Source organism: Adhaeribacter rhizoryzae, assembly GCF_008629685.1.
GTDB lineage: Bacteria > Bacteroidota > Bacteroidia > Cytophagales > Hymenobacteraceae > Adhaeribacter > Adhaeribacter rhizoryzae.
Map to the genome: position 1 here is coordinate 106,640 of NZ_VWSF01000018.1, position 22,276 is coordinate 128,915.

The window sequence follows — 22,276 nt, forward strand, 5'->3', positions numbered from 1 at the left end:
ACGCAATTAAATCTAAACACCTACTGCCCTAGCCAACTAACCTGTGGTTTTAAATTTATGGAGGATATTTAAAGGTAAATATTACCGCGGTTTTACGGATAGCAGTTTCCGTATTTATTCCGGAACGCCTTTAACTAGTCAGCGTACAATCTTCGCAGGGATTTAAACCCAGTTTCGGTAATAATTTAAATTAAATATATCATGACCAATAATTTTGTTATTGTTATTCATGGCGGCGCCGAAGATAAAACCCGGGAAGATATAGGTCCGGAAAAAGAAGCGGGTTACCGGAAAGGCCTGGCCGAAGCCCTGGAAGCAGGCTGGAATATTTTAAATAATGGCGGCTCGGCCGTAGAAGCGGTAGAAGCCGCTGTTCGCAGCCTAGAAGATAATTCTTTGTTTAATGCGGGCCGCGGCGGGGCTCTTACCATTGATGGGGAGCATGAATTTGATGCGGCTATTATGGATGGTAAAACCTTAAAGGCTGGCTCGGTAGCTGGTGTTAAAAGCGTAAAGAACCCCATTACCCTGGCCCGGACCATTATGGAACGCAGCGAGCATGTAATTATTAGCGGCGAAGGGGCCAAAGCTTTTGCCGAGAAAGAAAATCTGGAGCTAATTGCAAACGATAATTATTTTACCACCGCTGAAAAAGTAGAAGAGCTGGAAAAAGAAAAGCAGCATAAACAAGAGGAAGTTACAAAAGATACCGTTGGGGCGGTTGCCTTAGACAAAAACGGCAATTTGGCGGCAGCTACTTCTACGGGCGGACTTACGGGGCAACACAAGGGCCGGATTGGCGATAGCCCCCTGATTGGCTGCGGTACTTACGCAAATAACGAAGTTTGTGCCGTTTCGTGTACCGGCGATGGCGAGAGCATAATCCGGGCGGTGATTGCCCACGAAGTATATGCCTTGATGAAGTACAAAGGTTTACCTGTTGCCGAAGCCGCCCGGCAGGCCCGCGAAATGTACCACGATAAGATTGAGAAAGATCGCAACCTGATAGCTATTGATCCGGCAGGAAATATTGCCCTGGAATACGAAACCAAGTTAATGTTCAGGGGCTACCGCAAAGGCAACAACGCGCCTTTTATTGCGATTTGGGAAGACTAAACGTTTGACTATTTTCGCGGCAATACCGCTGAATATCGCCCATAGCTGCCAGATAACCTAAATTAAAAGCTTTTTCGAAGTTTTGGCAGGCCGCAGTTGTGCTGTCCATTTCTACCTGGGCTTTGCCTATCAGAAAAAATACCCGGGCATTTTTATTATCTTGTTTTAACAACTGCCGGTAATCCTGCAAAGCGGCGGTATTTTGTAAGGTAAGATAATAACTAAAACCCCGGTAATACAAGGCATCTTTCTGCTTTGCAATATCAGGTATACCAACAGCCAGGAACTGGGTAAAATCTTTAATTGCTTCCGGAAATTTGTTTAGAAACCTGGCTCTGAGCATACCCCGGTCGTAATAAGCTTCGGCAAAGTTGGTATTCAGGCGAATACTACTGGTTAAATCGGCTTCGGCACCATTGTAATTGCGCAACTGTTGGTAACATTGGCTACGGAGGTAATACATTTGAGCCGTTGTCTGCTCGGCGTTGGTTATGGTAGCATCTAAATCGGCCAAGGCCGCCGAGTAATCTTGCCGCACCTCCATGGCAATTTTAGCCCGTTTCATATACGCGGCGGCGTAAGAAGGCTTAAAATAAATAGCTTCGGTTAAATGGCTATGCGCCGAACTCCATCTTTCTTCTTCTATTTCGGTAAGCGCTTTTTCGTAATTATCCAGGGCAGTAATATGGTCCATTATTAATTTCAGAATAAGAGAGAAAATAATAATGCCTCCAAATATAGCCCCCACAATATACCAGTCTTTTTTAATAAACTGCGATTTTGGAATAGGGCGATAATGGCGCTCAGAAACGGAAGAAGGACGACGCACCGGCCCCTGGTAGCGGTAATGCGGCTGGTGCGTAGCTTGCTGCCGGAGTTTTAATTGCAGTAAATATTGCAGCTTTAAATCGTAAGCGGCACGTTTTTGCGAATTAGATAAAACCTGGTAAGCCTCATTTACCTGCTTAAACTTTTCCTCAAAATACGTGTTTCCCTGGTGCTTATCCGGATGATATTGAATAGCCAGCTTTTTATAAGCCAGTTTAATCTCCCGAACAGTTGCCGAGGCCGGAACACCAAGAATATGATAGTAATTCAAATGCAAGTAAGTATAACCTGAAACTTTTAATTCTTATTAATTACGTAAAAATTCAGACCATCTGTTTTCTTTTTCGTAATACAATTTTTGAATATTATAGTATTTATCTAATATATTCAGTTACCCATAAACTTGTTTGTTTACGAACCTGTAAAATATATTATAATGTTCCCGAATTTGTAAATAAAAGAAAATAAAACTATGATGAACGAAGAAAAAAACTCACGAACGGATAGCATGATTGGCAACCTAATGGGTTATATAGATACGCGCATCGACCTGATAAAGCTCGAACTGCAAATGAAAATAAAAAGCAGCTTTATTGGGTTGCTGCATGCTGTTTTATTAGGCGTTGCCGGATTAATGGCGCTCCTCTTTTTTAACATTTTCCTGGGCTTGTTATTGAACCATCTGCTCGACAGTAGTTTCTGGGGTTTTGGTATACTAACGCTGTTTTACATTATTTTATTTGTAATATTGATTTTAGGTGTAGATAAAAAAGTTTTCCAGGGCATTGCCGATAAAACCTTTGACAATACAATTTATAAACACGATAAACGAAACGAGCCACTATGAGCGAACTGAACAACCCCTTGTTTGAAGATCAGAGAGAATTTTTAGAGAGACAAAAACAAGAATATAAGAATGCTTTACTAAGCGATGTAACCGACCTGAAGCAGCAATCGCAGAAAATAGGTAAAACGGTGCTAATTGCCGGCGGCGCCTTGGCGGGTGTTTGGCTGGTAAGTACCATGTTTAGAGGTAAAAAAAAAAGCAGTAAACGCCTGAAAGCACGCCCGGCTCCGTTGTTGCTAAACGCACCCGAAAACCGCACCTCCGATGATGTAGTGCAACCGGACGGCAGCCTGAACTATACTGATGCCCTAAACCAGGCGCATGATTATACGGCAGGGCCGCAGGCAAACGCACAATCAACAACGGCTCGCGAACCATCGGCCGTTGAAAGTATTGCTACCGCCTTTTTCCAATCCGATATGGCGAAGGCGCTTTCGCAGCAGCTAACGGCGTTTTTACTGGTTTACCTTACTAAAAAAGCCGAAGAATTCCTGCATGCGGATAAAAATACCGATATTGCGGTTTCGAATGAACCCGAAATCAGAGATATTGATTTTTCCTACCACGAAGAGGATGCCGTTTAGTCTTTTAGAACAGAAACATACGCTTAAAAATACAACCGGACGAAAAGCTTTTGCCGTCCTTTTAGATCCAGACAACCTTGACGAAAATGGTTGTCTGGATATAATTCAGCATTGCAATGCCCATGCTGTCGATTACATTTTGGTGGGGGGCAGCCTGGTAACGCAAACCAATCAAACTTCCTTAATCCGGCTCATAAAAAAGAATACGGCTATTCCGGTAATATTATTTCCGAGCAGCAGCCTGCACATTGATACCCACGCCGATGGCATTCTGTTTCTCTCACTTATTTCGGGCCGCAATCCCGAATTTTTAATTGGGCAACACGTTATTGCCGCGCCACTACTTAAAGCCAGTCAGCTTAAAATTATTCCTACGGGCTATATGATCGTAGATTCGGGCCGGCAAACTACTGCTTCTTACATGAGCGGTACTACTCCCCTGCCTTACAATAAGCCCGCTATTGCCGCCAGTACCGCTTTAGCCGGCGAGCTATTGGGTTTACAAGTAATTTACCTCGATGCCGGTAGCGGTGCGCAATACCCGGTTACCCCCGAAATGATTGCCACTGTTAGGCAAACCATAAATATACCTTTAATAGTGGGCGGTGGCATAAATAACGTTCAAAAAGCGGCGGCTGCTTTAGCTGCCGGCGCCGACATTATTGTAGTAGGTAACCATATAGAAAGCGACCCGGTATTTATACGTAAAGTAGCCCAGCTAGTGCAGGAATATAATAATCAAATAGCAGTATAATTAGCTATTCTAATTCTTACACGTACGTATTAATACAATATTAAAATTTCTATATATTTACTTTTTTTCACTGGCTAAATAAACCTGCTATTATAATAAAGTCCTAAATATATTTTTTTACTATTCTTTATTTTATTATATTTTTAGGCTGCAAAAAATAATTTTTATTTTTTTTAACGGCATAAAAGCAAAAAGCCCTGGCCAAATGGTCAGGGCTTTTTATTAAAAAATTACGTCTTTTCTATTCGTTCATTGCTGATTCCCGGCGTCTCATTTTACCGGCTGGTATCCCAAACATCATCTTAAACCGGCGGCAGAAGTAAGCGGTATCTTTGTAACCAACTTCTTTCCCAATTTCGCGGATGCTCTTTTTGGTGGTACGCAGCAGGAATACGGCCCGCTCCATGCGCTGATATTCGATATAATCCTGGGGATTAATACCGGTAAGCATTTTAAAATATTGCCCTACGTAGTCTTCTGAAACATTGGCAACATTAGATAATACTTTGTTTGATAAATCGCCGCCAATATTCTCTTTAATGTAATTAAACAGGTCTATGAGGCGAGGATCTTTAAAGTACGTGCTGTTGGTGGCTAACTGCTCCACAAACATTTTGTTACGTAAGATGTAGCGTACAATTTCTACTACAATATTTTCGGTGTAAATATTTATCAGGCGCTCTTTACCGGGCAAATCCTGCATGCTTTCCTCAATAACCTTAATAATTAGGTTAGCGAGTTTAGAATTTCCCGAAATTAAAAAGGCTGGAACATCCAGCGAGGCAAAGAAATTTACCGAATCAAACACTTTGGCTTCAAAGCTTACCAAACTATGGCTGTCATCGGCATCGCCAATTAAGTCTAGTTCGTTGTTGCTTTTAAAGAATTTATCACGGTTGGTAATTAAATCGTCGTTCGAAATCGTTCGTCCATCTAGTTCGCCGTAATAAACTTTTGTGCTGCGCCCGCCTGGTATAAAGAGCATTTCTCCTTCTTCAACTACTTGTTGTTCATCGCCGAAGGCAATCATGCCTTTATGCAGTAATATAAGATTGTTCCCTACATCATAAAAGTTACGCACCATAAATGGCTGTTGCAGAACTTGGTTCTTAGATTTGATATATCGTACGCCAAGCGACTCAATCACCTTATTGTAATCTTCCATGATGTTTTAAATTTAGTTTTTTTCCCTTAAAGTTATATTTTTCGATATAAAGGTACTAGTATTCTTTTAATAATTCAAATTATATTGAATAATTTTCACAATAACCGGCTCAACCCCATATTTATTGCATACCAAAATACTCCAACATCCCAAATTATTCTTATTTTAATAATTCTCTCGAAATTACTATTTTCTGAATTTCAGAAGTTCCCTCGTAAATTTGGGTTATTTTGGCATCGCGCATCAACCTTTCTACATGGTATTCTTTTACAAAACCGTAGCCGCCGTGTATCTGTACAGCTTCAATAGTAGTTTCCATAGCTACCCGCGAGGCAAAAAGCTTGGCCATAGCGCCAGACTTAGCATAATCGCGGCCAGCATCTTTATCCGAAGCAGCCTGTAAGCACAGCAACCGGGCTGCATCAATATTGGTTGCCATATCGGCCAGTTTAAACTGAATTGCCTGATGCTTAGCTATTTCCACGCCAAAAGACTTGCGTTGCCTGGCATAGTTAAGCGCCAATTCATAAGCTCCGGAAGCAATGCCTAAAGCCTGAGAAGCAATACCAATCCGGCCGCCGTTTAAAACACTCATGGCAAATCTAAAACCAAAACCATCTTCACCTATCCGGTTTTCCTTGGGTACTTTTACATCTGTAAACAATAACGAGTGGGTATCTGATCCGCGTATACCTAACTTGTTTTCTTTCGCGCCAACTTCAAAGCCCGGCATGGTGCGCTCTACAATTAACGCATTAATACCTTTATGCCTAAGCTCCGGGTGCGTTTGGGCCATCACCAGGTAAACCGAAGCGGTGCTGCCGTTGGTAATCCAGTTTTTTGTGCCATTTAGTAAATAATAATCACCTTTGTCTTCGGCGGTGGTGCGCTGCATCGTCGCATCTGAGCCGGCTTCGGGTTCCGATAAGCAAAAAGCACCTAATATTTCGCCGCTTGCCAACCGGGTTAAATATTTCTGTTTTTGTTCTTCGGTACCGTACTTTTCTAAACCCCAACACACCAACGAATTATTAACCGACATAACCACCGAAGCAGAAGCATCCACCTTAGATATTTCTTCCATAGCCAGTACATAAGAAACCGTATCCATGCCGCCGCCATTGTATTGCGGGTCTACCATCATGCCTAAAAACCCCAGCTCACCCATTTTTTTTACTTGTTCTGCCGGAAATTTCTGGTGCTCGTCGCGTTCAATTACACCGGGTAGCAGTTCGGTCTGGGCAAAGTCGCGGGCGGCTTCCTGCACCGCCAGATGTTCTTCGGTTAGTTCAAAATTCATATAGGGCTGTTATTTTGGTGGATATATAGTTATAACTTGAAATTTATTAAAGTAAAAATTAGTATGCAAGCATACCATTATTAACGCTTTAGATTCTTTTAAAGTACGATATATTCTTAAAAAAAACGCTGCACCCGATTTTATTCAGATGCAGCGTTTATTAAGCTTTTATTTTTCTGATACTGTTACTTAGTCGCGACGGCCGCCGCCCAGCAATAATGATGCATAATAGAGTAAAGAAGCCAATGAACCAAGCGCGGCTACTACATACGTCATGGCAGCCCATTTAAGCGAATCTTTCGCCATGGCGTGTTCCTGCGTAGTTACAATACCGCGGGTATCCATCCAAACTAGAGCCCGACGGCTGGCATCAAACTCAACCGGCAAAGTAATAAAACTAAACAAGGTAGTTAAGGCAAATAATGCCACACCTACGGCCAACGGTATTAGCGTAGTTTGAATCATTAAAATACCGATTAACAGAATCCACTGCATGTACCGCGACGTTACACTCAGGGCTGGCACCATGGCCGACCGGAATTTAAGCATACTGTAAGCCGTAGCGTGCTGCACGGCGTGTCCGCACTCGTGGGCCGCTACCGCGGCTGCGGCAGCACTCCGTGAGGCATACACGCCTTCGCTCAGGTTTACCGTTTTGTTAGTCGGGTCGTAGTGGTCAGTCAGCATACCTTCGGTAGAAATAACCCGCACGTCGGTAATATTATTATCGGCCAGCATCATTTCGGCCACTTCTCTTCCGCTTAAACCAGAGCGCAAGCCTATTTCTGAATATTTTTTAAATTTACTTTTTAGCGTCCAACTCACCGCCATGCTCGCCAGCATGAAGAGGATCATTATTATATATATACCAGCCATTTTCTTTTATCCTTTTAATTGTTGTTTTATTTTATCTACTATCCCTGATGTTGAATACCCTTTTACGAGCGCAATGGTTTTAACTTCGCCGCTATTATTTAAAACGATGTCGTGCCCTACAATATTTTCGATGGCGTAATCGTCGCCTTTAACTAAAATATTGGGCATTACTGCTTTAATCAGTTCGTAAGGTGTTTCTTCATCAAATAGTACTACGGCATCAATAAACAATAAGGATGCCATAATGCGGGCCCGTGACATTTCGTCTTGTAAAGGCCGGCTTGGCCCCTTTAAACGACTTACCGAAGCATCGGTATTAACCCCAACTAACAATTTGTCACCTAAGGCTTTTGCTTTCTCCAGGTAATCTACGTGACCCAGGTGCAATAAATCGAAGCAACCGTTTGTGAAAACGATGCGCAAGCCTTGGGCTTTCCAATCGGCTACCTGTTGTAGCAGTTCAGAGCGGGTAAATATTTTATCCGTGGATATCATGGGACGGGGTAGCCATATTTATAACCGGACCAGGCGTATTTTTCTTCGACAAACTTATAATAAAACTGATACCGCCGAGTAAAACCACCATTAAGGTTTGAGAGGTATGATTAATCAGCGCAAAGGCCATTCCGGCTTCCTTGGCTACGCCGTACAAAAGCAACGTATTGGTAACCATCATGTGAAATACGCCAATACCACCCTGCACCGGCACACTCATGCCTAAGCTACCAATTACCAATACGGCAAAAGCTGCCATGGGGCTTAACCCAGCCGTAGCCGGCAAAGCAAAAAACGACAAGTACCCCATCAGGTAATAAGTAAGCCAAACAAATAAAGTGTGGGCGATAAAAACCGGTTTGTTATCTAACTTGGCAATGCTAAATATTCCGTTCAGAAAACCTCTTACCAGCGCTTCTACTTTCAGGTAAAATTTGTTTTGCCGCAGGCTGTTCAGGAAAAATACCAGTGTAATTATTAGAGCTAATCCTCCTACCACAAACAATCCTATTACCACATAAATTAGCGTACTATTTTGCTGCACAGAGTTATAGCGGTCGGTAAGTAAACCCAGAAAATACGTGTGTAAGCGGTCGAACTCCACCAGAAAGGCAATCCCCATGAGCGATAAAAGCATTACCATATCTATTAACCGCTCGGTAATTACCGTACCAAAGGAAGCCTGAATCGGAATATTGCTGCTTTTTTTAAGAATCGAACACCGGAATACTTCGCCCATGCGGGGCAAAACCAAATTGGCCAGGTACCCGATCATCATGGCATGATAGGTATTGGTAAAAGTTACTTTGGGGTTTATTGGCTGTAGCTGCATTTTCCAGCGGTAAGCCCGGCTCAGAAAACCCGAAAGCGCAATTGACAGCGATAATCCCAGCCAGTAAAAATTAGTTTGATATAGTTGGGCCCGGAGCAGCTCGAAGTTTATACCTTTTAAGGCATACCACATTAAAAACACCGACAGGCCTAAAACCACTACATACTTAACAATATCCAGCAGTTTTTTTAGGAGTGGGCTCATACTAATCGGTTATGCTGGTCCGGAAAAACCAAAGTTGGTTGGTGTTCTTTGGCTTTACTGAATTCTATCTGGCAATAAGAGAATATAATTACCACATCGCCTACCTGTACTTTACGCGCCGCCGGCCCGTTCAGGCAAATGGTACCGGTACCGCGTTCACCTTTTATGATGTACGTTTCAAAGCGCTCGCCATTATTTATATTTACGATGGTAACTTTTTCATTTTCTACCATATTAGCGGCATCAATCAGGTCTTCGTCAATGGTTACGCTTCCCACATAATGCAGCTCCGCCTGTGTAACTTTTACACGGTGTATTTTGGATTTTAAAACCTCAATTAACATGTGTTTATCTTAAATAAAATACAAAGGTAGGTAATTTTAGATAAGATTACGCGGGCTTTGCGGTGGCTGGTTAAAGCAATAATCTGTTAGCCGGCAATTACCAGATTATCAATCAGGCGAACTTCGCCCACGTAGGCAGCAATGCACAAGGCCGTATTCCGTTTGCTTTGTAAGTTACTAACCGGTTGTAATGTAAGGGCATCGGCAATCTCAAAATATTCGAGCCGGATGGGTTCGTATTGTGCTAAATAATTAATAACGGCTGTTTTTACTTCCGGTACTGATTGATGCGGCAAGGTTTGTGCGGCTAATTGCAGCGCTTTGTATAAATGGGTAGCTACCTCGCGTTCATCCGGGGCCAACCGCCGGTTCCGCGACGACATGGCTAATCCATCGGGTTCCCGTACAATGGGATGGCACACCAGTTCCAAGTCAAAACTTAAGTCAGTTACCAGCCGGTTAATAATGGCAAACTGCTGCAAATCTTTCTGGCCAAAATATGCTTTGTGCGGCTTAATTAAGTGAAACAACTTACTTACAACGGCTGCTACGCCCGTAAAGTGGCCTGGCCTAAATTGCCCTTCCATTACCGTTTCCAAAGCGCCAAAGTCAAACTTTAACTGCAAGGCTTCGGTGTACATTTCGGCTACTGCCGGGGCAAATAATACCTGGCAATTATTTTCCTTTAATAATTGAGCATCAGCTTCCAGCAACCGGGGGTATAACTTAAAATCTTCGGCATTGTTAAACTGCGTGGGGTTCACAAAAATACTGCAAACGGCAACACTGTTTTCTTGGGCGGCCGTACGCAATAATTGCAAGTGGCCTTCGTGCAAAGCGCCCATGGTAGGCACCAATCCAATGGTTTTACCGGAACTACGAATTTGTTCGGTTTGTTGTTTTATAGCAGCCGCAGAAGAAATAATTTGCATGTAAATGGTTTAAAATTAAATATTAAAACGGCGTAAAGGTATATTTCACCGAATAAAATTGAAAGTTTGATAAAAAATATGTAATTTTGTGCTGCCGAATTTTGTGCCTTATCTAACCCTTACTTTTCAAGTCTATGTCTAAACTTAGAATCTTATACGCTGCCACCGAAATCAATCCTTTCTTACAAACCACAAAAGTAGCGGAATTCCTGAGAATGCTGCCCCAAGCCATGCAGGAAAGAGGTATGGAAATACGCATTTTTGTTCCCCGCTTTGGTTTGATTAACGAAAGAAAGAACCGGTTGCACGAAGTAGTAAGACTATCCGGAATAAATATTGCGGTGGGCGAAGAAGAAAAACCGCTTATTATTAAGGTGGCCTCTATTCCAAATGCCAAACTTCAGGTATATTTTATCGACAACGAAGACTATTTTCACCGCAAGTCCGTTCTGGTAGACAAAGACAATAAATTTCATGCAGATAACGATGAGCGGGCAATATTTTTCTGCAAAGGCGTGCTGGAAACAGTTAAAAAATTAGGCTGGCAACCCGATATTGTACATTGCAACGACTGGATGACTGGTCTGATTCCGATGTATTTGAAAACGACTTATAAAAAAGATCCGATTTTTAAAGATGCCAAGTCTATCTTTACGGTTTACAACAACAACTTCGACCATAAATTTGACGGCGACCTGCTCGAAAAAGTAAAAATGCTGGACATTGAAGACAGCATGCTTACCGGCTTACAATCCGCTGACTTTGAAGGTTTCGTTAAAGTAGGTATGGAATATGCTGATATGGTGGTAAAATCGCACGAAGATGGTTTCAGCGAAAATATTAATGCTTTGTTTACCGATTTTACCAAAGCCCGTGAGGTTAGCGCCGATACGGATGAAAACTTTTTAGATTCTTACTACAATCTTTATAATGAATTGGCCAACTAGGACCACTGTTCTTTTTATTTTTTCTTTGTTTACCCTTTTTTCCTGTGAAGAATCCGGCGAAATTGGCTTAGATATTGACGAGACTAAACTTGGTACTGCTTTTACCGATACCATAACGGTAAAAGCATCCACCATTTTAGCTCCCGATTCCATTGTGGCCCGTAACCGGGGTAATCTGTTAACCGGCAGCGTTACCAATTCATCTTTTGGCTTGGTTTCGGCTAAATCGTTTTTGGAAGTTGGTATTACGTCGGGGGTAGGATTTGAAGATGCCGCCAATGCCCGCATCGATTCTACGGTGCTGGTGCTGGACTATAACGAATATTACGGCGATACTACCCAAAACCTGACGGTGAATGTTCATAAACTGCAGCAAGGTTTCCGCGACGACGTTACTTATTTTACCAACAGCACGTTGCCCCACGATGCAGCAGTAATCGGGACGGCTACTTTTAAGCCTACTCCCCGCAAAACAGTTAAAAAAGTACTTACCAACACTACCGTAAACGCTTCTATACCGGTGCGCATTCGCATGACGCCGGCTTTTGGTGCCGAAATGCTGGCGCAAAGCGGTAAAACACCATTGTCTAACCCTACCGAATTCCTAAAGTTTTTACCGGGTATTGCACTTACCAGCGGCAACGATGCTAAATCGGCGTTAGGTTTTACTTTTTCCGATAGTACTTACTTTAAAATTTATTACACCGCCGGCGGCAAAAAACTGCAATACAACTTTATTATTAGCAGCACCAATAACCGGTTTACCCAACTCTCCGCCGATCGCAATAATTCGTCGTTAGCTGGCTTGCAGCAGACCGGCGATTCTATACCGGCGGCAAATGCTGGTAATACTGCTTTTCTGCAGGAATCGGTGGGCGTAAAAACAAAGCTTACTTTCCCTTATTTAAATAAATTTAAGCAAGCCTTAGGTACAGTAGCTATTAACCGGGCCGAACTAATAATACCCGTAAAATCAGCCACAGCATTCCCGCCGTCGCCTTATCTTTACCTGTTCGAAACCAATAAAAGCAACCGCATTGGGCGGCAAAACGGTGTACCAATTGGTATTTCGGCTAATGGTTCCAGTTTAGCTAATTTTAGCCAGCCGGTTGCGGCAACTTACAACAGCACTACCCAAAGCTATACGGTAAATATTACAGCTTACCTGCAGGCTGTACTTTATAATAACCGCATTAATGGCGGGCGCCTCATTCAGAACCGGGGTTTACTCGTATCGCCGGCTTCTTTGGGCCAGCTAACCAGTTTAGAAGCTTTATCGTTACAAGGGCTAAACCAAACCTTGTTAAATTTAGCACCTGGTTCAGGCGTAAAACTGCGGGTCTACTATTCCACCAATCAATAATTATTATCCTATCTTAAAACAAAAGATATTTATATTCTTAATAAGATATTTCCTTTAACAAATTTATTATGTGCGGAATTGTAGCATACATTGGGCATAGAGAAGCATGCCCAATTATTATTAAAGGTTTAAAACGTTTAGAATACCGGGGCTACGACAGTGCCGGTGTTGCACTTTTAAACGGTGACTTAAATGTTTACAAGAAGAAAGGCAAAGTAAGCGACTTACAAGCGTTTATAGGCGATAAAGATACCCATAGCCATATTGGTATGGGCCATACCCGTTGGGCTACCCACGGTGAACCTAATGATTCTAATGCGCACCCGCATTATTCCAGTTCCGGGCGCATTGCCATTATTCATAATGGTATTATCGAAAACTACGCTTCTTTAAAAACCTTATTACAATCTAAAGGCTTTACTTTTTACAGCGATACCGATACCGAGGTATTTATAAACCTGATTGAGGATATCCAGAACGAGAATAACTGTACCCTGGAAGAAGCTGTGCGGTTAGCATTGCACGAAGTAGTAGGTGCCTATGCCATTGTGGTACTTTCTAAGGAAGAGCCTAACCAATTAATAGCTGCTCGCAAAGGTAGCCCGCTAGTAATTGGTGTGGGCAAAGACGAGTTTTTCCTGGCTTCGGATGCTACCCCCATTATTGAGTATACCAACGAGGTAGTTTATGTAAACGACTACGAAATTGTTGTTATTAAAGACGGTAAACTCAATATTAAAACCCGCGAAGATGTTCCGACTACGCCTTACATCCAAACTTTGCAAATAGAACTGGATTCCATTGAAAAAGGTGGCTACGAACATTTTATGCTGAAAGAAATATTCGAGCAGCCACGTTCTATTCATGATAGTATGCGGGGCCGGTTAGTGGCCGCCAGCAACCACTTAGTACTAGGCGGTTTTCTGGAGTTCGAAAAGAAATTTGTAAAAGCCAAACGCATTATTATTGTGGCTTGCGGCACCTCGTGGCACGCGGGTTTGGTAGCCGAATATTTGATTGAAGATTTAGCCCGCATTCCGGTAGAAGTAGAATATGCTTCGGAGTTCCGGTACCGCAACCCTATTATTAAAGAAGGCGATATTGTAATTGCTATTTCCCAGTCAGGCGAAACCGCCGATACTTTAGCGGCAATTGAACTGGCTAAATCTAAAGGCGCTACTATTTTCGGTATTTGTAACGTAGTAGGTTCTTCTATTGCCCGCGCTTCTGATGCCGGCGCTTATACCCACGCGGGTCCGGAAATTGGGGTGGCCAGTACCAAAGCTTTCACGGCCCAGGTTACTGCCCTTACCTTATTGGCCATGATGATTGGCAGCAAACGCGGCACCATCGAAGACAGCAAACTACGCCAATTAATGATTGAGCTGGAAAATATTCCGGCCAAAGTAGAAAAAGCGCTCGAACTGAACGATAAAATTGTAGAGATTTCGGAAGAGTTTAAAGATGCGCCTAATTGCTTGTACTTAGGCCGCGGCTATAACTTCCCGGTGGCACTGGAAGGTGCTTTAAAGCTGAAAGAAATTTCTTATATCCACGCCGAAGGTTACCCGGCGGCAGAAATGAAACACGGTCCGATTGCTTTGATTGATGAGAACATGCCGGTAGTAGTAATTGCTACCCGCGATAGTTCTTACGAAAAAATTGTATCGAATATTCAGGAAGTAAAAGCCCGTAAAGGCCGCATTATTGCCATTGTAACCGAAGGCGACCAGGTAATTCCGGCTATGGCAGAATACGTAATTGAAGTTCCCGAAACCAGCGAAATCCTGACGCCATTGGTATCGGTTATTCCGTTGCAGTTACTTTCTTACCACATTGCCGTAATGCGGGGCTGCAACGTAGACCAGCCGCGTAACTTAGCCAAATCGGTAACGGTAGAGTAAAACGTTTGAGGTAATACGTTTTAAGTATTACGTTTGTGTATAAATAAAAAGGGAAGCTACTAAGCTTCCCTTTTTTATTCCCCAATAGCTTCCTGCAAATATTTTTTTTTAAGCAACGGACAAATTTTATAGCGCTCATCCCGGGTATCGGTGTATAAAGCGTCCAATAACTTATAAATATTTTTAATCCCTACTTTTTCAGTCCATTCAAAAGGGCCGTACGGGTAATTCGTGCCTAATTTCATCGCTAAATCAATATCGGTAGCTGTAGCCGTGTTCTCCTGCAGGGTGTAAAAAGCTTCGTTTATGAGCATGGCCAATACCCGCGGGGTAACCATTCCCACCCGATCCTCTACTAGCAAATATTCGGTACTTAGTTGCGCACAAACCTCTTGTAAAACTGGTTTATCTGCTTCTTTTAGCAAAGTAACTTCCAGGTAAGCCCGGTTCAGGAAAGTAGGCCAGCCGTTAAACCCAATTAGCGTACAGGCTAATTTCGTTTGGGCATTATACGCCAGTTGCGCCAGCGAAGCAGTAACAGCTTGGCAGAAAATAATTAGCCCTTCCCGGTCCTGGTACAAACGCAACCTATCCGGGTTATCGGCCAGGAAAAAATCAAATACAACTTCTGCTTCTTTTAAATTATTCCGGATTTGGTTGTAGTCTGTTACAAAAATATAGTCATGGGTTGCGGTAAATTTCAACTCAAATTCAGGTTTAATTTCGGGCGGGGCTACAATAACTATCTGCATTTTCCTGTACATTTAGGCCTTAAATTAAAGATAAAAATTATTCCTATGCCTAATACTGTAATCAATTCTACTAATGCGCCGGCTCCTATCGGGCCGTATAGCCAGGCCGTTTTGGCCAATGGTGTTTTGTATGTTTCCGGCCAAATTGCTTTAGATCCAGCTTCCGGTCAATTGGTGCAGGAAAATATTCAAACCGAAACGCACCAGGTAATGAAAAACTTACAGGCCATTCTACAGGAAGCCGGCTTGAGCTTTGACCAAGTGGTTAAGTGCACCATTTTTGTAAAAGACCTGAATAATTTCGCCGCTATTAACGACGTGTATGGCAGCTATTTTGGCCAAAACTCACCGGCCCGCGAAACCGTGGAAGTAAGTCGCCTGCCCAAAGATGTAAACGTAGAAATTTCGTGTATTGCCGTTGTGGCGTAGTTAATAACCGGCAGTAGCAATATAAACTTAAATATTGCTACTGTTGTCTTTTCTCTAACTGTTCAGGCTCTTTGTTTACGGCTGTTTTGCCGGCTTCTACTTCTTGCCTAATTACCCGCACCGCGTATGGCAACGGATAAATATTAGAACCAAACTTACGGCAATAAATTAGTGTGAAAATAGAGCCAAAAAATAATATTTGCGACGAGTAAAATACCCAAACCAGAATAACAATTACGGTACCGGCAGCGCCATATACACTGGCAATGCTACTGTTGCCTAAATACAAACCAATTAAATATTTGCCTAACCCAAAGAGCAAAGCAGTAACAATAGAGCCCACCCACACATCACGCCAACGAATTTTAGCATCGGGCAAAAACTTAAAAATAGCGGCAAACAGAAAAGTTACCACCGCCAGCGAAAACATTGTATTAAACATCTGAATCAGAATGGCCGCTGTTTCACCCAGAAAGCGAAATAAATAGTCACCAATTTTGGCCAACAAGGCGTGCACCACCAGCGAAACCAGCAGCAGAAAAGTAATACTCAAAATCATGGCAAAAGAAAGTAAACGGTCTTTCACCAATTTCAGGTACTCGCGTTTGGGTTTGGGCTTTACCCCCCAAATTACGTTTAACGAACTTTGCATAGATATAAACATACCGGTAGCACTCAACATTAAAGTTACCAAACCCACCACCGTCGAAAAAGTCAGCTCATTAGACTTGCTAATATTCTCGACCATGCGCTGCACCTCTAAAGCGCCCTCTGAGCCGATTAAGCCTTTAATCTGAAAATAAATTTCACCGCTAACGGCATCTTCGCCAAATACCCAGCCAATGGTATTAATAATAATAATCAGAATAGGTGGTAAAGCAAAAATGGTATAGTACGCCAGAGCCGCGCCTTTATCAAAAGCATTGTCGTCTAAAAATTCGTACCAGGTATCGCGGAGTAAAACCCAGGAGCCTTTCCCAATTCTGGGCAACAGCCGTATAACAGGCCGGTTTGATTGTGTGGGCATGATAAAATTAACCTATTTAAATACCTGATACGTATTTACTTAAATTGGTGCTATAATCCTATTGCTATATCTGGTTTGTAAAATTCTGTTCGATTAAGGCATGTAATCTAAATGAATAAAAATGAGCAATAGATTGTGTACCTTTGCACCAATTTTTAAACGACCTGACTAGCGTCAGTATTATTTTGACATGGAAAGAGAAGTAAGAGTACGATTTGCTCCCAGCCCTACCGGGCCTTTACATATTGGCGGTGTGCGTACCGCTTTGTATAATTATTTATTTGCGAAAAAAATGGGCGGCAAAATGCTGCTGCGCATCGAAGACACCGACCAAAACCGCTTTGTACCCGGTGCCGAAAATTATATATTTCAGTCGTTGGAATGGTGCGGCATTAAGCTGGATGAAAGCCCGGTCCACGGCGGCCCGCACGCGCCTTACCGCCAATCGGAGCGCAAACCCATGTACATGGACTATGCCCTGAAACTGGTTAACGACGGCCACGCCTATTACGCTTTCGATACCGCCGAAGAACTGGATGCCATGCGCGAGCGCTTAAAAGCCGCCAAAGTAGCCACGCCGCAATATAATGCCATTACGCGCAACACCATGCGCAATTCGCTTACCTTACCCGAAGACGAAGTAAAAGAACTTCTGGAAAGTGGTACACCTTACGTTATCCGGTTAAAAGTACCGCGTAAAGAAGAAATTCGTCTGAAAGATTTAATCCGCGGTTGGGTATTGGTACACTCGTCTTCTATAGATGATAAAGTGCTGATGAAATCGGATGGGATGCCTACTTACCACCTGGCAAATATTGTAGACGACCATTTAATGGATATTACGCACGTAATCCGGGGCGAAGAATGGTTGCCATCGGCGCCGCTGCACGTGTTACTGTACCGCTACCTGGGTTGGGAAAGCACCATGCCGGAATTTGCCCACTTACCACTGCTGTTGAAACCCGACGGCAACGGCAAATTAAGCAAACGCGACGGCGATAAATTAGGCTTCCCAGTATTTCCGCTAGAATGGTACGACCCATTTACCAACGAAAAATCGAGTGGCTACCGCGAGAGCGGCTATTTGCCGGAGGCTTTTGTAAACTTTCTCGCGTTTTTAGGCTGGAACCCCGGTACCCACCAGGAAATATTCTCGATGGACGAACTGGCCGAAGCTTTCTCGATTGAGCGCATTGGTAAATCCGGTACCCGTTTCGATATAAACAAAGCCCGCTGGTACAACGAGCAATATTTACGCGCCAAGCCCGATACCGAATTAGCCCAATATTTATCAGCCGCTTTAGCCGAGCATAATATTGCGTGTTCCGAAGAAAAAGCTGTAAAAATTGCCAGTGTTATGAAAGAGCGGGTTACCTTTCCGCAGGATTTCTGGCGCGAAGCCGCTTATTTCTTTGTTGCGCCCGAAACTTACAACGAGAAGGTAGCCGAAAAAAAATGGAATAATGCCGCCGTTGCGGTATTCGAAGATTTTAAAAACCAGTTACCCAATATTCAGGAATATACCGCCGATAATATTAAAGCCTTGTTGTTGCAAACGCTGGAGCAGCACAACATGAAAATCGGGCAGGTGATGCAAGCTTTACGCTTAGCCCTAACTGGTTTAGAGGCAGGTCCTGATTTAATGGCGATTATTGAAATTATTGGTCCCGACGAAACGGCCAAACGAATAGAAACGGCTACCGAAAAACTACAAACCTATATTTTAAGCTAAAAGCAACCAGTCTTTAATTTTTAGTTCTTTCTAATGCGGGCGCAGGAATTAATTAGCAATTCCGGAACGCTCCGATATTTAATTAAAATAAAACCTGCTTCATCCGTGAAGCAGGTTTTTTCGTTTTAGAACCATACTGATTAGTGGCAATTAGTTTTTCCAAAATCAGATGAATTTTTAACCAGGTAAAACAATGGCAAAGAAGAAGAAAACAACCGAAAAGAAAGCGCGGGTGCACAAAGACCTCGAAGGCTTCGAAATAAAAATAAATCCGCTGGGAGAAATTACTTCTAATTACGATATCGACCAAATAAATAAATTTTTAGATAAAAACGTGTACGATAAAAAGCTGGTGAACAAAGGCCCCGACGACGAAGATGAGGAATTCCCGCTGCAGGAATCCGACGAAAACGAAGACAACGAGGAAGATATTTTTAAAGGCCCGGCCAACGACGACGATGAAGATTTGCCGCCTAAAGCCAGAGGTAAGAAATAAATATTATTGCCCCGCCGTTGGCTAAGCAGGTAAAAAGTAATTATTATTGCTTTATATCTGATAACCCGATAAACCAAGAAATAAAACTATGCGCTCGCACGAAATAGATTACCGCATTATGGGCAACGACATCCAGGTGCTGGAAGTAGAATTAGACCAAAACGAAACGGTTATAGCCGAAGCCGGCGCTATGGTGTACATGGAAGACGGCATTACTTTTGAAACCAAAATGGGCGATGGCTCCGAACCGGAGCAAGGCTTTTTAGGCAAAATATTTTCGGCGGGCTCGCGCCTGCTTACCGGCGAATCTTTATTTATGACGCACTTTACTCACCGCGGCCGCAATATTAAAAGCCGGGTTGCTTTTTCGGCACCTTACCCCGGCACCATTATGCCCGTAGATTTAAGCCAGATACCCGCCGGACTGATTGTGCAGAAAGATGGTTTTTTAGCGGCGGCGCTGGGTACTAAAATTGCTATTCATTTTAACCGGAAACTGGGTGCTGGCTTTTTTGGCGGCGAAGGTTTTATTCTGCAACGCCTCACCGGCGATGGCCTGGCTTTTGTGCACGCCGGCGGCACCGTAGTAGAAAAACGCCTGAATAACGAAACCTTACGGGTAGATACGGGCTGCGTAGTTGCTTTTGAAAGCGGAATTGATTTTGATATTCAGCGGGCTGGAGGTTTAAAATCGATGATATTTGGCGGTGAAGGCTTGTTGTTAGCTACTTTAAGCGGTTCGGGCCGGGTTTGGCTGCAATCTATGCCGGTGAAGAAACTGATACAAGCTTTAATGCCGAACGGCCAGAATGCGAATAAAGAAGGTGGCTTGCTGAGCAGCTTTCTAGAGTAATTTTATAACTTAAAATATTAAAAGAGGCGCCTGCATTTAAATGCAGGCGCCTCTTTTAATATTTATAGCAGCAGCGTAATTTTTACTTTTCAGGGCAAGCAAAATTGTTGGGTTTCCAAATGATCTTGGCATTTTTGATACGTTTGCTTTCTTCTGGCTTATTGCTTAAGTAAAACAACAGCTTGCCCTGACAGTTATAAACCGGAGTAACGGAACTACACATGGGGCAGCAGTTATCGTATATAAAAACTGTTTGTTGGTTATACTCTGCCTGTAAAATGTAAAAGTATTTATAAATTTCAGAATCGGTTCGTTCCCGGCTTTGAATCTCCTCCTTTAACCAACCTAATTCTTCCACTGGGTTCTTTACCGAACAAATATTGCTTAATGGCTCAAAATTACCTTCTTCTTTTTCACAAGAAAAAGCCATTATGCTTATTGCGAATGCCACTAGAAATAATCTTTTCATAAAACTTCTTTTTTAATTCTATGACCCTGCTACTCTTATTTTCGTTGCAGCACCACTAATAAAAATTATTGCGGCTGGCGAGCCTAACTTTTTCTATTACAGAAGTTTTAGAATTTCTTCCAGGTGTTCGCGGGAGTTAGATAAGCGCGGTACTTTGTGTTGGCCCCCTAGTTTGCCTTTCTGGCTAAGCCACCGGTAAAAAGTACCTTCGGGTGCTACCCGCACCAAAGGTGCCTTTAAAGCCAAATCGTTCTGCCGCTTGGCATCGTAGTCCGAGTTAATATGTCGCAGGGTTTGGTCTAGTTTAAAAGTAAATTGTTGCAAATCGTTGGGTTGGCGTTTAAACTCAATTACCCACTCGTGGCCACCCCGGTTGCGGCCTTCAAAATAAACCGGCGCGGCCGTAAAATTAGCCACAATAGCCCCGGTATGCTCACAGGCTTTAATAATGGCTGCTTCGGCATTTTCAATTATAACTTCTTCGCCAAAAGCATTAATATAATGTTTGGTACGGCCCGATATTTTAATGCGGTAAGGTTCTAGGTTGGTAAATTTAATGGTATCGCCAATTTTGTAGCGCCACAAGCCTGCGTTGGTAGATATTACCAAAGCGTAGTTTTTATTTAATTCTACCTCACCTAAGCTAATGGTTTTGGGCTGCTCTGCCTCAAACTGATCGGCCGGAATAAATTCGTAATATACCCCATAATCCAGCATCAACAGCATTTCGTCGTGGGTACCAGCTTGGTCCTGTATCCCAAAAAATCCTTCCGACGCATTATATATTTCGAGGTAGTGCATTTTATCCAACGGAATAATATCGGCGAAAAGCTGGCGATAAGGGCCAAAAGCAACGGCCCCGTGCGCAAAAAGCTCTAGGTTTGGCCAAACTTCGGCAATATTTTGTTTACCCGTAATTTCCAGAATCCGGTTCAGCAGCACAAAGGTCCAGGTAGGTACACCCGACATTCCGGTTACATTTTCCGGAATAGCCGCTTCGGCCATGGCTTCAATTTTCTCTTCCCACTTATCCATTAAAGCAATTTTTAAGGGCGGGGTACGAGCCATTTCGGCCCAAATAGGCAGGTTTTGCATAATTACCGCCGATACGTCGCCTACCTGGCTGTTGGTATTAAATTCGTTTGGGTGCAGGCTTCCCCCAATAGAGAGCATCTTTCCGTTAAATAATTTAGTATCGGGGTTTAAATTGGCGTAAATGCTTAGCATATCTTTACCGCCTTTGTAATGGCAATCTTCCAGCGCCTCTTTGGTAACCGGTATATATTTGCTGCGCGCATTAGTTGTTCCCGATGATTTGGCAAACCAGGTAACAGTGCCCGGCCACAACACGTTGGCTTCGCCTTTCATGGTGCGCTCTATTTCGGGATAAAGATCTTCGTACGCGGAGATAGGTACGCGTTGCCGGAACTGCTCCGGGGAGGATATTTCGTCGTAGCCGTATTTTTTACCCCAATCGGTATTTTTAGCAGTTTGCAGCAGGTTGGTAAATAATTCGCTCTGAACATCGTGCGGGTATTTCCGAAAAAGTTCTATCTGGTGTATGCGCTTTTTCATGACCCACGTCATGATTGAATTAATTATTTCCAAAGCTTATTTGTTGATTGTTAATTGATGATTGTTGACTGCTATAAACTAAGATTGTTATTGGTTACCTTAATTAACGTATTTATTAGTTTAGGCAATTTATTAAGAACTGAAAATATATAATTGTATTCCTCTGTCGATAATATGCCTCGCACTCTACATTTTTCATTCCAATCTAAACATTCATAAACAGATCCGCGCGCGTATCTATAAAAGTTGATTTTATCTTTCTTGCTGTATCGGCCAAAGCCCTCCGCCAAATTTGCAGAAATACTATCAGCCGCGCGCATGAATTGCTTTCCAATAGTATCGCGGCTAAAATTCGAACAATTCTGAATTATTTGCCACAAGTAATTACTCAAGTTAAAAGCTATCTTGTAGGCTTCAATATCATTCAGCTGCAAGTGCTTCTTTTCTGACAT

At 42.9% G+C, this 22,276-nt stretch carries 24 protein-coding genes; 11 read left to right on the forward strand and 13 right to left on the reverse strand.

What is annotated here, in order from left to right; translation table 11 throughout:
* Nucleotides 1-201: 201 nt before the first annotated feature.
* Nucleotides 202-1,116: an isoaspartyl peptidase/L-asparaginase family protein gene (locus F0145_RS19330; RefSeq protein WP_150091028.1), complete on the forward strand. Its 915-nt coding sequence runs from the start codon at nucleotides 202-204 to the stop codon at nucleotides 1,114-1,116.
* On the opposite strand, the gene F0145_RS26945 is transcribed toward F0145_RS19330, so the two are convergent.
* Entirely contained in the window at nucleotides 1,094-2,221 is a 1,128-nt protein-coding gene (locus F0145_RS26945; protein ID WP_150091030.1) for a tetratricopeptide repeat protein, read from the reverse strand. The two genes, F0145_RS19330 and F0145_RS26945, sit on opposite strands and share 23 nt — an antisense overlap.
* Before the next feature lie 195 nt (nucleotides 2,222-2,416).
* Here F0145_RS26945 and F0145_RS19340 point away from each other — a divergent pair, with 195 nt between their 5' ends.
* Genes F0145_RS19340 through F0145_RS19350 form a run of 3 tightly spaced genes read left to right on the forward strand, consistent with a single transcriptional unit; the run spans nucleotide 2,417 to nucleotide 4,129 of the window.
* The gene (locus F0145_RS19340; RefSeq protein WP_223816155.1) at nucleotides 2,417-2,791 is read left to right on the forward strand and encodes a phage holin family protein; all 375 of its coding nucleotides are present in this window, start codon (nucleotides 2,417-2,419) and stop codon (nucleotides 2,789-2,791) included.
* On the forward strand, nucleotides 2,788-3,375 hold the full coding sequence (locus tag F0145_RS19345) for a hypothetical protein (RefSeq protein WP_150091032.1): 588 nt from the start codon (nucleotides 2,788-2,790) through the stop codon (nucleotides 3,373-3,375). The genes F0145_RS19340 and F0145_RS19345 overlap by 4 nt, the downstream gene beginning before the upstream one ends.
* Entirely contained in the window at nucleotides 3,365-4,129 is a 765-nt protein-coding gene (locus F0145_RS19350) for a geranylgeranylglyceryl/heptaprenylglyceryl phosphate synthase (RefSeq protein ID WP_150091034.1), read from the forward strand. Before F0145_RS19345 ends, F0145_RS19350 begins: the two co-directional genes overlap by 11 nt.
* A 241-nt stretch (nucleotides 4,130-4,370) precedes the next feature.
* Here F0145_RS19350 and F0145_RS19355 read toward each other — a convergent pair whose 3' ends face one another.
* The 7 genes from F0145_RS19355 to panC all read right to left on the reverse strand — a co-directional run bounded on the left by F0145_RS19355 (nucleotide 4,371) and on the right by panC (nucleotide 10,277).
* The gene (locus tag F0145_RS19355) at nucleotides 4,371-5,294 is read right to left on the reverse strand and encodes an AraC family transcriptional regulator (RefSeq protein WP_146895734.1); all 924 of its coding nucleotides are present in this window, start codon (nucleotides 5,292-5,294) and stop codon (nucleotides 4,371-4,373) included.
* Nucleotides 5,295-5,454: 160 nt separating this feature from the next.
* A complete protein-coding gene (locus F0145_RS19360) occupies nucleotides 5,455-6,594 on the reverse strand; it encodes an acyl-CoA dehydrogenase (protein ID WP_150091036.1) in 1,140 nt (379 codons plus the stop codon).
* A 189-nt stretch (nucleotides 6,595-6,783) separates the two neighbouring features.
* The gene (locus F0145_RS19365) at nucleotides 6,784-7,449 is read right to left on the reverse strand and encodes a zinc metallopeptidase (RefSeq protein ID WP_150091038.1); all 666 of its coding nucleotides are present in this window, start codon (nucleotides 7,447-7,449) and stop codon (nucleotides 6,784-6,786) included.
* Between the two features lie 27 nt (nucleotides 7,450-7,476).
* Nucleotides 7,477-7,965, reverse strand: coding sequence for a D-glycero-beta-D-manno-heptose 1-phosphate adenylyltransferase (rfaE2, locus tag F0145_RS19370; protein WP_150091040.1), 489 nt, complete (start codon nucleotides 7,963-7,965; stop codon nucleotides 7,477-7,479).
* Nucleotides 7,949-9,001, reverse strand: coding sequence for a lysylphosphatidylglycerol synthase transmembrane domain-containing protein (locus F0145_RS19375; RefSeq protein ID WP_150091042.1), 1,053 nt, complete (start codon nucleotides 8,999-9,001; stop codon nucleotides 7,949-7,951). Before F0145_RS19375 ends, rfaE2 begins: the two co-directional genes overlap by 17 nt.
* Nucleotides 8,998-9,345 (reverse strand): aspartate 1-decarboxylase, encoded by a 348-nt coding sequence (panD, locus tag F0145_RS19380; RefSeq protein WP_150091044.1) that lies wholly within the window; start codon nucleotides 9,343-9,345, stop codon nucleotides 8,998-9,000. Before panD ends, F0145_RS19375 begins: the two co-directional genes overlap by 4 nt.
* 86 nt (nucleotides 9,346-9,431) lie before the next feature.
* Nucleotides 9,432-10,277: a pantoate--beta-alanine ligase gene (gene panC / locus F0145_RS19385; RefSeq protein WP_150091046.1), complete on the reverse strand. Its 846-nt coding sequence runs from the start codon at nucleotides 10,275-10,277 to the stop codon at nucleotides 9,432-9,434.
* Between the two features lie 134 nt (nucleotides 10,278-10,411).
* Between panC and F0145_RS19390 the strand changes: the two genes are divergently transcribed.
* From F0145_RS19390 to glmS, 3 genes are all read left to right on the forward strand, one after another.
* Nucleotides 10,412-11,224: a glycogen/starch synthase gene (locus F0145_RS19390; RefSeq protein WP_150091048.1), complete on the forward strand. Its 813-nt coding sequence runs from the start codon at nucleotides 10,412-10,414 to the stop codon at nucleotides 11,222-11,224.
* Entirely contained in the window at nucleotides 11,208-12,587 is a 1,380-nt protein-coding gene (locus F0145_RS19395) for a DUF4270 family protein (RefSeq protein WP_150091050.1), read from the forward strand. Before F0145_RS19390 ends, F0145_RS19395 begins: the two co-directional genes overlap by 17 nt.
* Nucleotides 12,588-12,655: 68 nt before the next feature.
* On the forward strand, nucleotides 12,656-14,491 hold the full coding sequence (gene glmS / locus F0145_RS19400) for a glutamine--fructose-6-phosphate transaminase (isomerizing) (RefSeq protein ID WP_150091052.1): 1,836 nt from the start codon (nucleotides 12,656-12,658) through the stop codon (nucleotides 14,489-14,491).
* A gap of 74 nt (nucleotides 14,492-14,565) precedes the next feature.
* Here glmS and F0145_RS19405 read toward each other — a convergent pair whose 3' ends face one another.
* Nucleotides 14,566-15,243: a 3-hydroxyacyl-CoA dehydrogenase family protein gene (locus F0145_RS19405; RefSeq protein ID WP_150091054.1), complete on the reverse strand. Its 678-nt coding sequence runs from the start codon at nucleotides 15,241-15,243 to the stop codon at nucleotides 14,566-14,568.
* A 45-nt stretch (nucleotides 15,244-15,288) separates the two neighbouring features.
* Between F0145_RS19405 and F0145_RS19410 the strand changes: the two genes are divergently transcribed.
* Complete coding sequence (locus F0145_RS19410; protein ID WP_150091056.1) at nucleotides 15,289-15,672, forward strand: RidA family protein; 384 nt, start codon at nucleotides 15,289-15,291, stop codon at nucleotides 15,670-15,672.
* Between the two features lie 37 nt (nucleotides 15,673-15,709).
* Here F0145_RS19410 and F0145_RS19415 read toward each other — a convergent pair whose 3' ends face one another.
* A complete protein-coding gene (locus F0145_RS19415) occupies nucleotides 15,710-16,699 on the reverse strand; it encodes a YihY/virulence factor BrkB family protein (RefSeq protein WP_150091058.1) in 990 nt (329 codons plus the stop codon).
* A gap of 190 nt (nucleotides 16,700-16,889) precedes the next feature.
* Here F0145_RS19415 and gltX point away from each other — a divergent pair, with 190 nt between their 5' ends.
* The 3 genes from gltX to F0145_RS19430 all read left to right on the forward strand — a co-directional run bounded on the left by gltX (nucleotide 16,890) and on the right by F0145_RS19430 (nucleotide 19,780).
* Entirely contained in the window at nucleotides 16,890-18,431 is a 1,542-nt protein-coding gene (gene gltX, locus F0145_RS19420) for a glutamate--tRNA ligase (RefSeq protein WP_150091061.1), read from the forward strand.
* A gap of 193 nt (nucleotides 18,432-18,624) precedes the next feature.
* Nucleotides 18,625-18,927: a hypothetical protein gene (locus tag F0145_RS19425; protein WP_150091063.1), complete on the forward strand. Its 303-nt coding sequence runs from the start codon at nucleotides 18,625-18,627 to the stop codon at nucleotides 18,925-18,927.
* 88 nt (nucleotides 18,928-19,015) lie between these two features.
* Entirely contained in the window at nucleotides 19,016-19,780 is a 765-nt protein-coding gene (locus F0145_RS19430; RefSeq protein ID WP_150091065.1) for a TIGR00266 family protein, read from the forward strand.
* 82 nt (nucleotides 19,781-19,862) lie between these two features.
* Here the strand turns inward: F0145_RS19430 and F0145_RS19435 are convergent, their stop codons facing one another.
* The 3 genes from F0145_RS19435 to F0145_RS19445 all read right to left on the reverse strand — a co-directional run bounded on the left by F0145_RS19435 (nucleotide 19,863) and on the right by F0145_RS19445 (nucleotide 22,276).
* Entirely contained in the window at nucleotides 19,863-20,249 is a 387-nt protein-coding gene (locus F0145_RS19435) for a hypothetical protein (protein ID WP_150091067.1), read from the reverse strand.
* Nucleotides 20,250-20,345: 96 nt separating this feature from the next.
* Nucleotides 20,346-21,824: a GH3 auxin-responsive promoter family protein gene (locus F0145_RS19440; protein ID WP_150091085.1), complete on the reverse strand. Its 1,479-nt coding sequence runs from the start codon at nucleotides 21,822-21,824 to the stop codon at nucleotides 20,346-20,348.
* A gap of 71 nt (nucleotides 21,825-21,895) precedes the next feature.
* The gene (locus tag F0145_RS19445) at nucleotides 21,896-22,276 is read right to left on the reverse strand and encodes a four helix bundle protein (RefSeq protein ID WP_150091069.1); all 381 of its coding nucleotides are present in this window, start codon (nucleotides 22,274-22,276) and stop codon (nucleotides 21,896-21,898) included.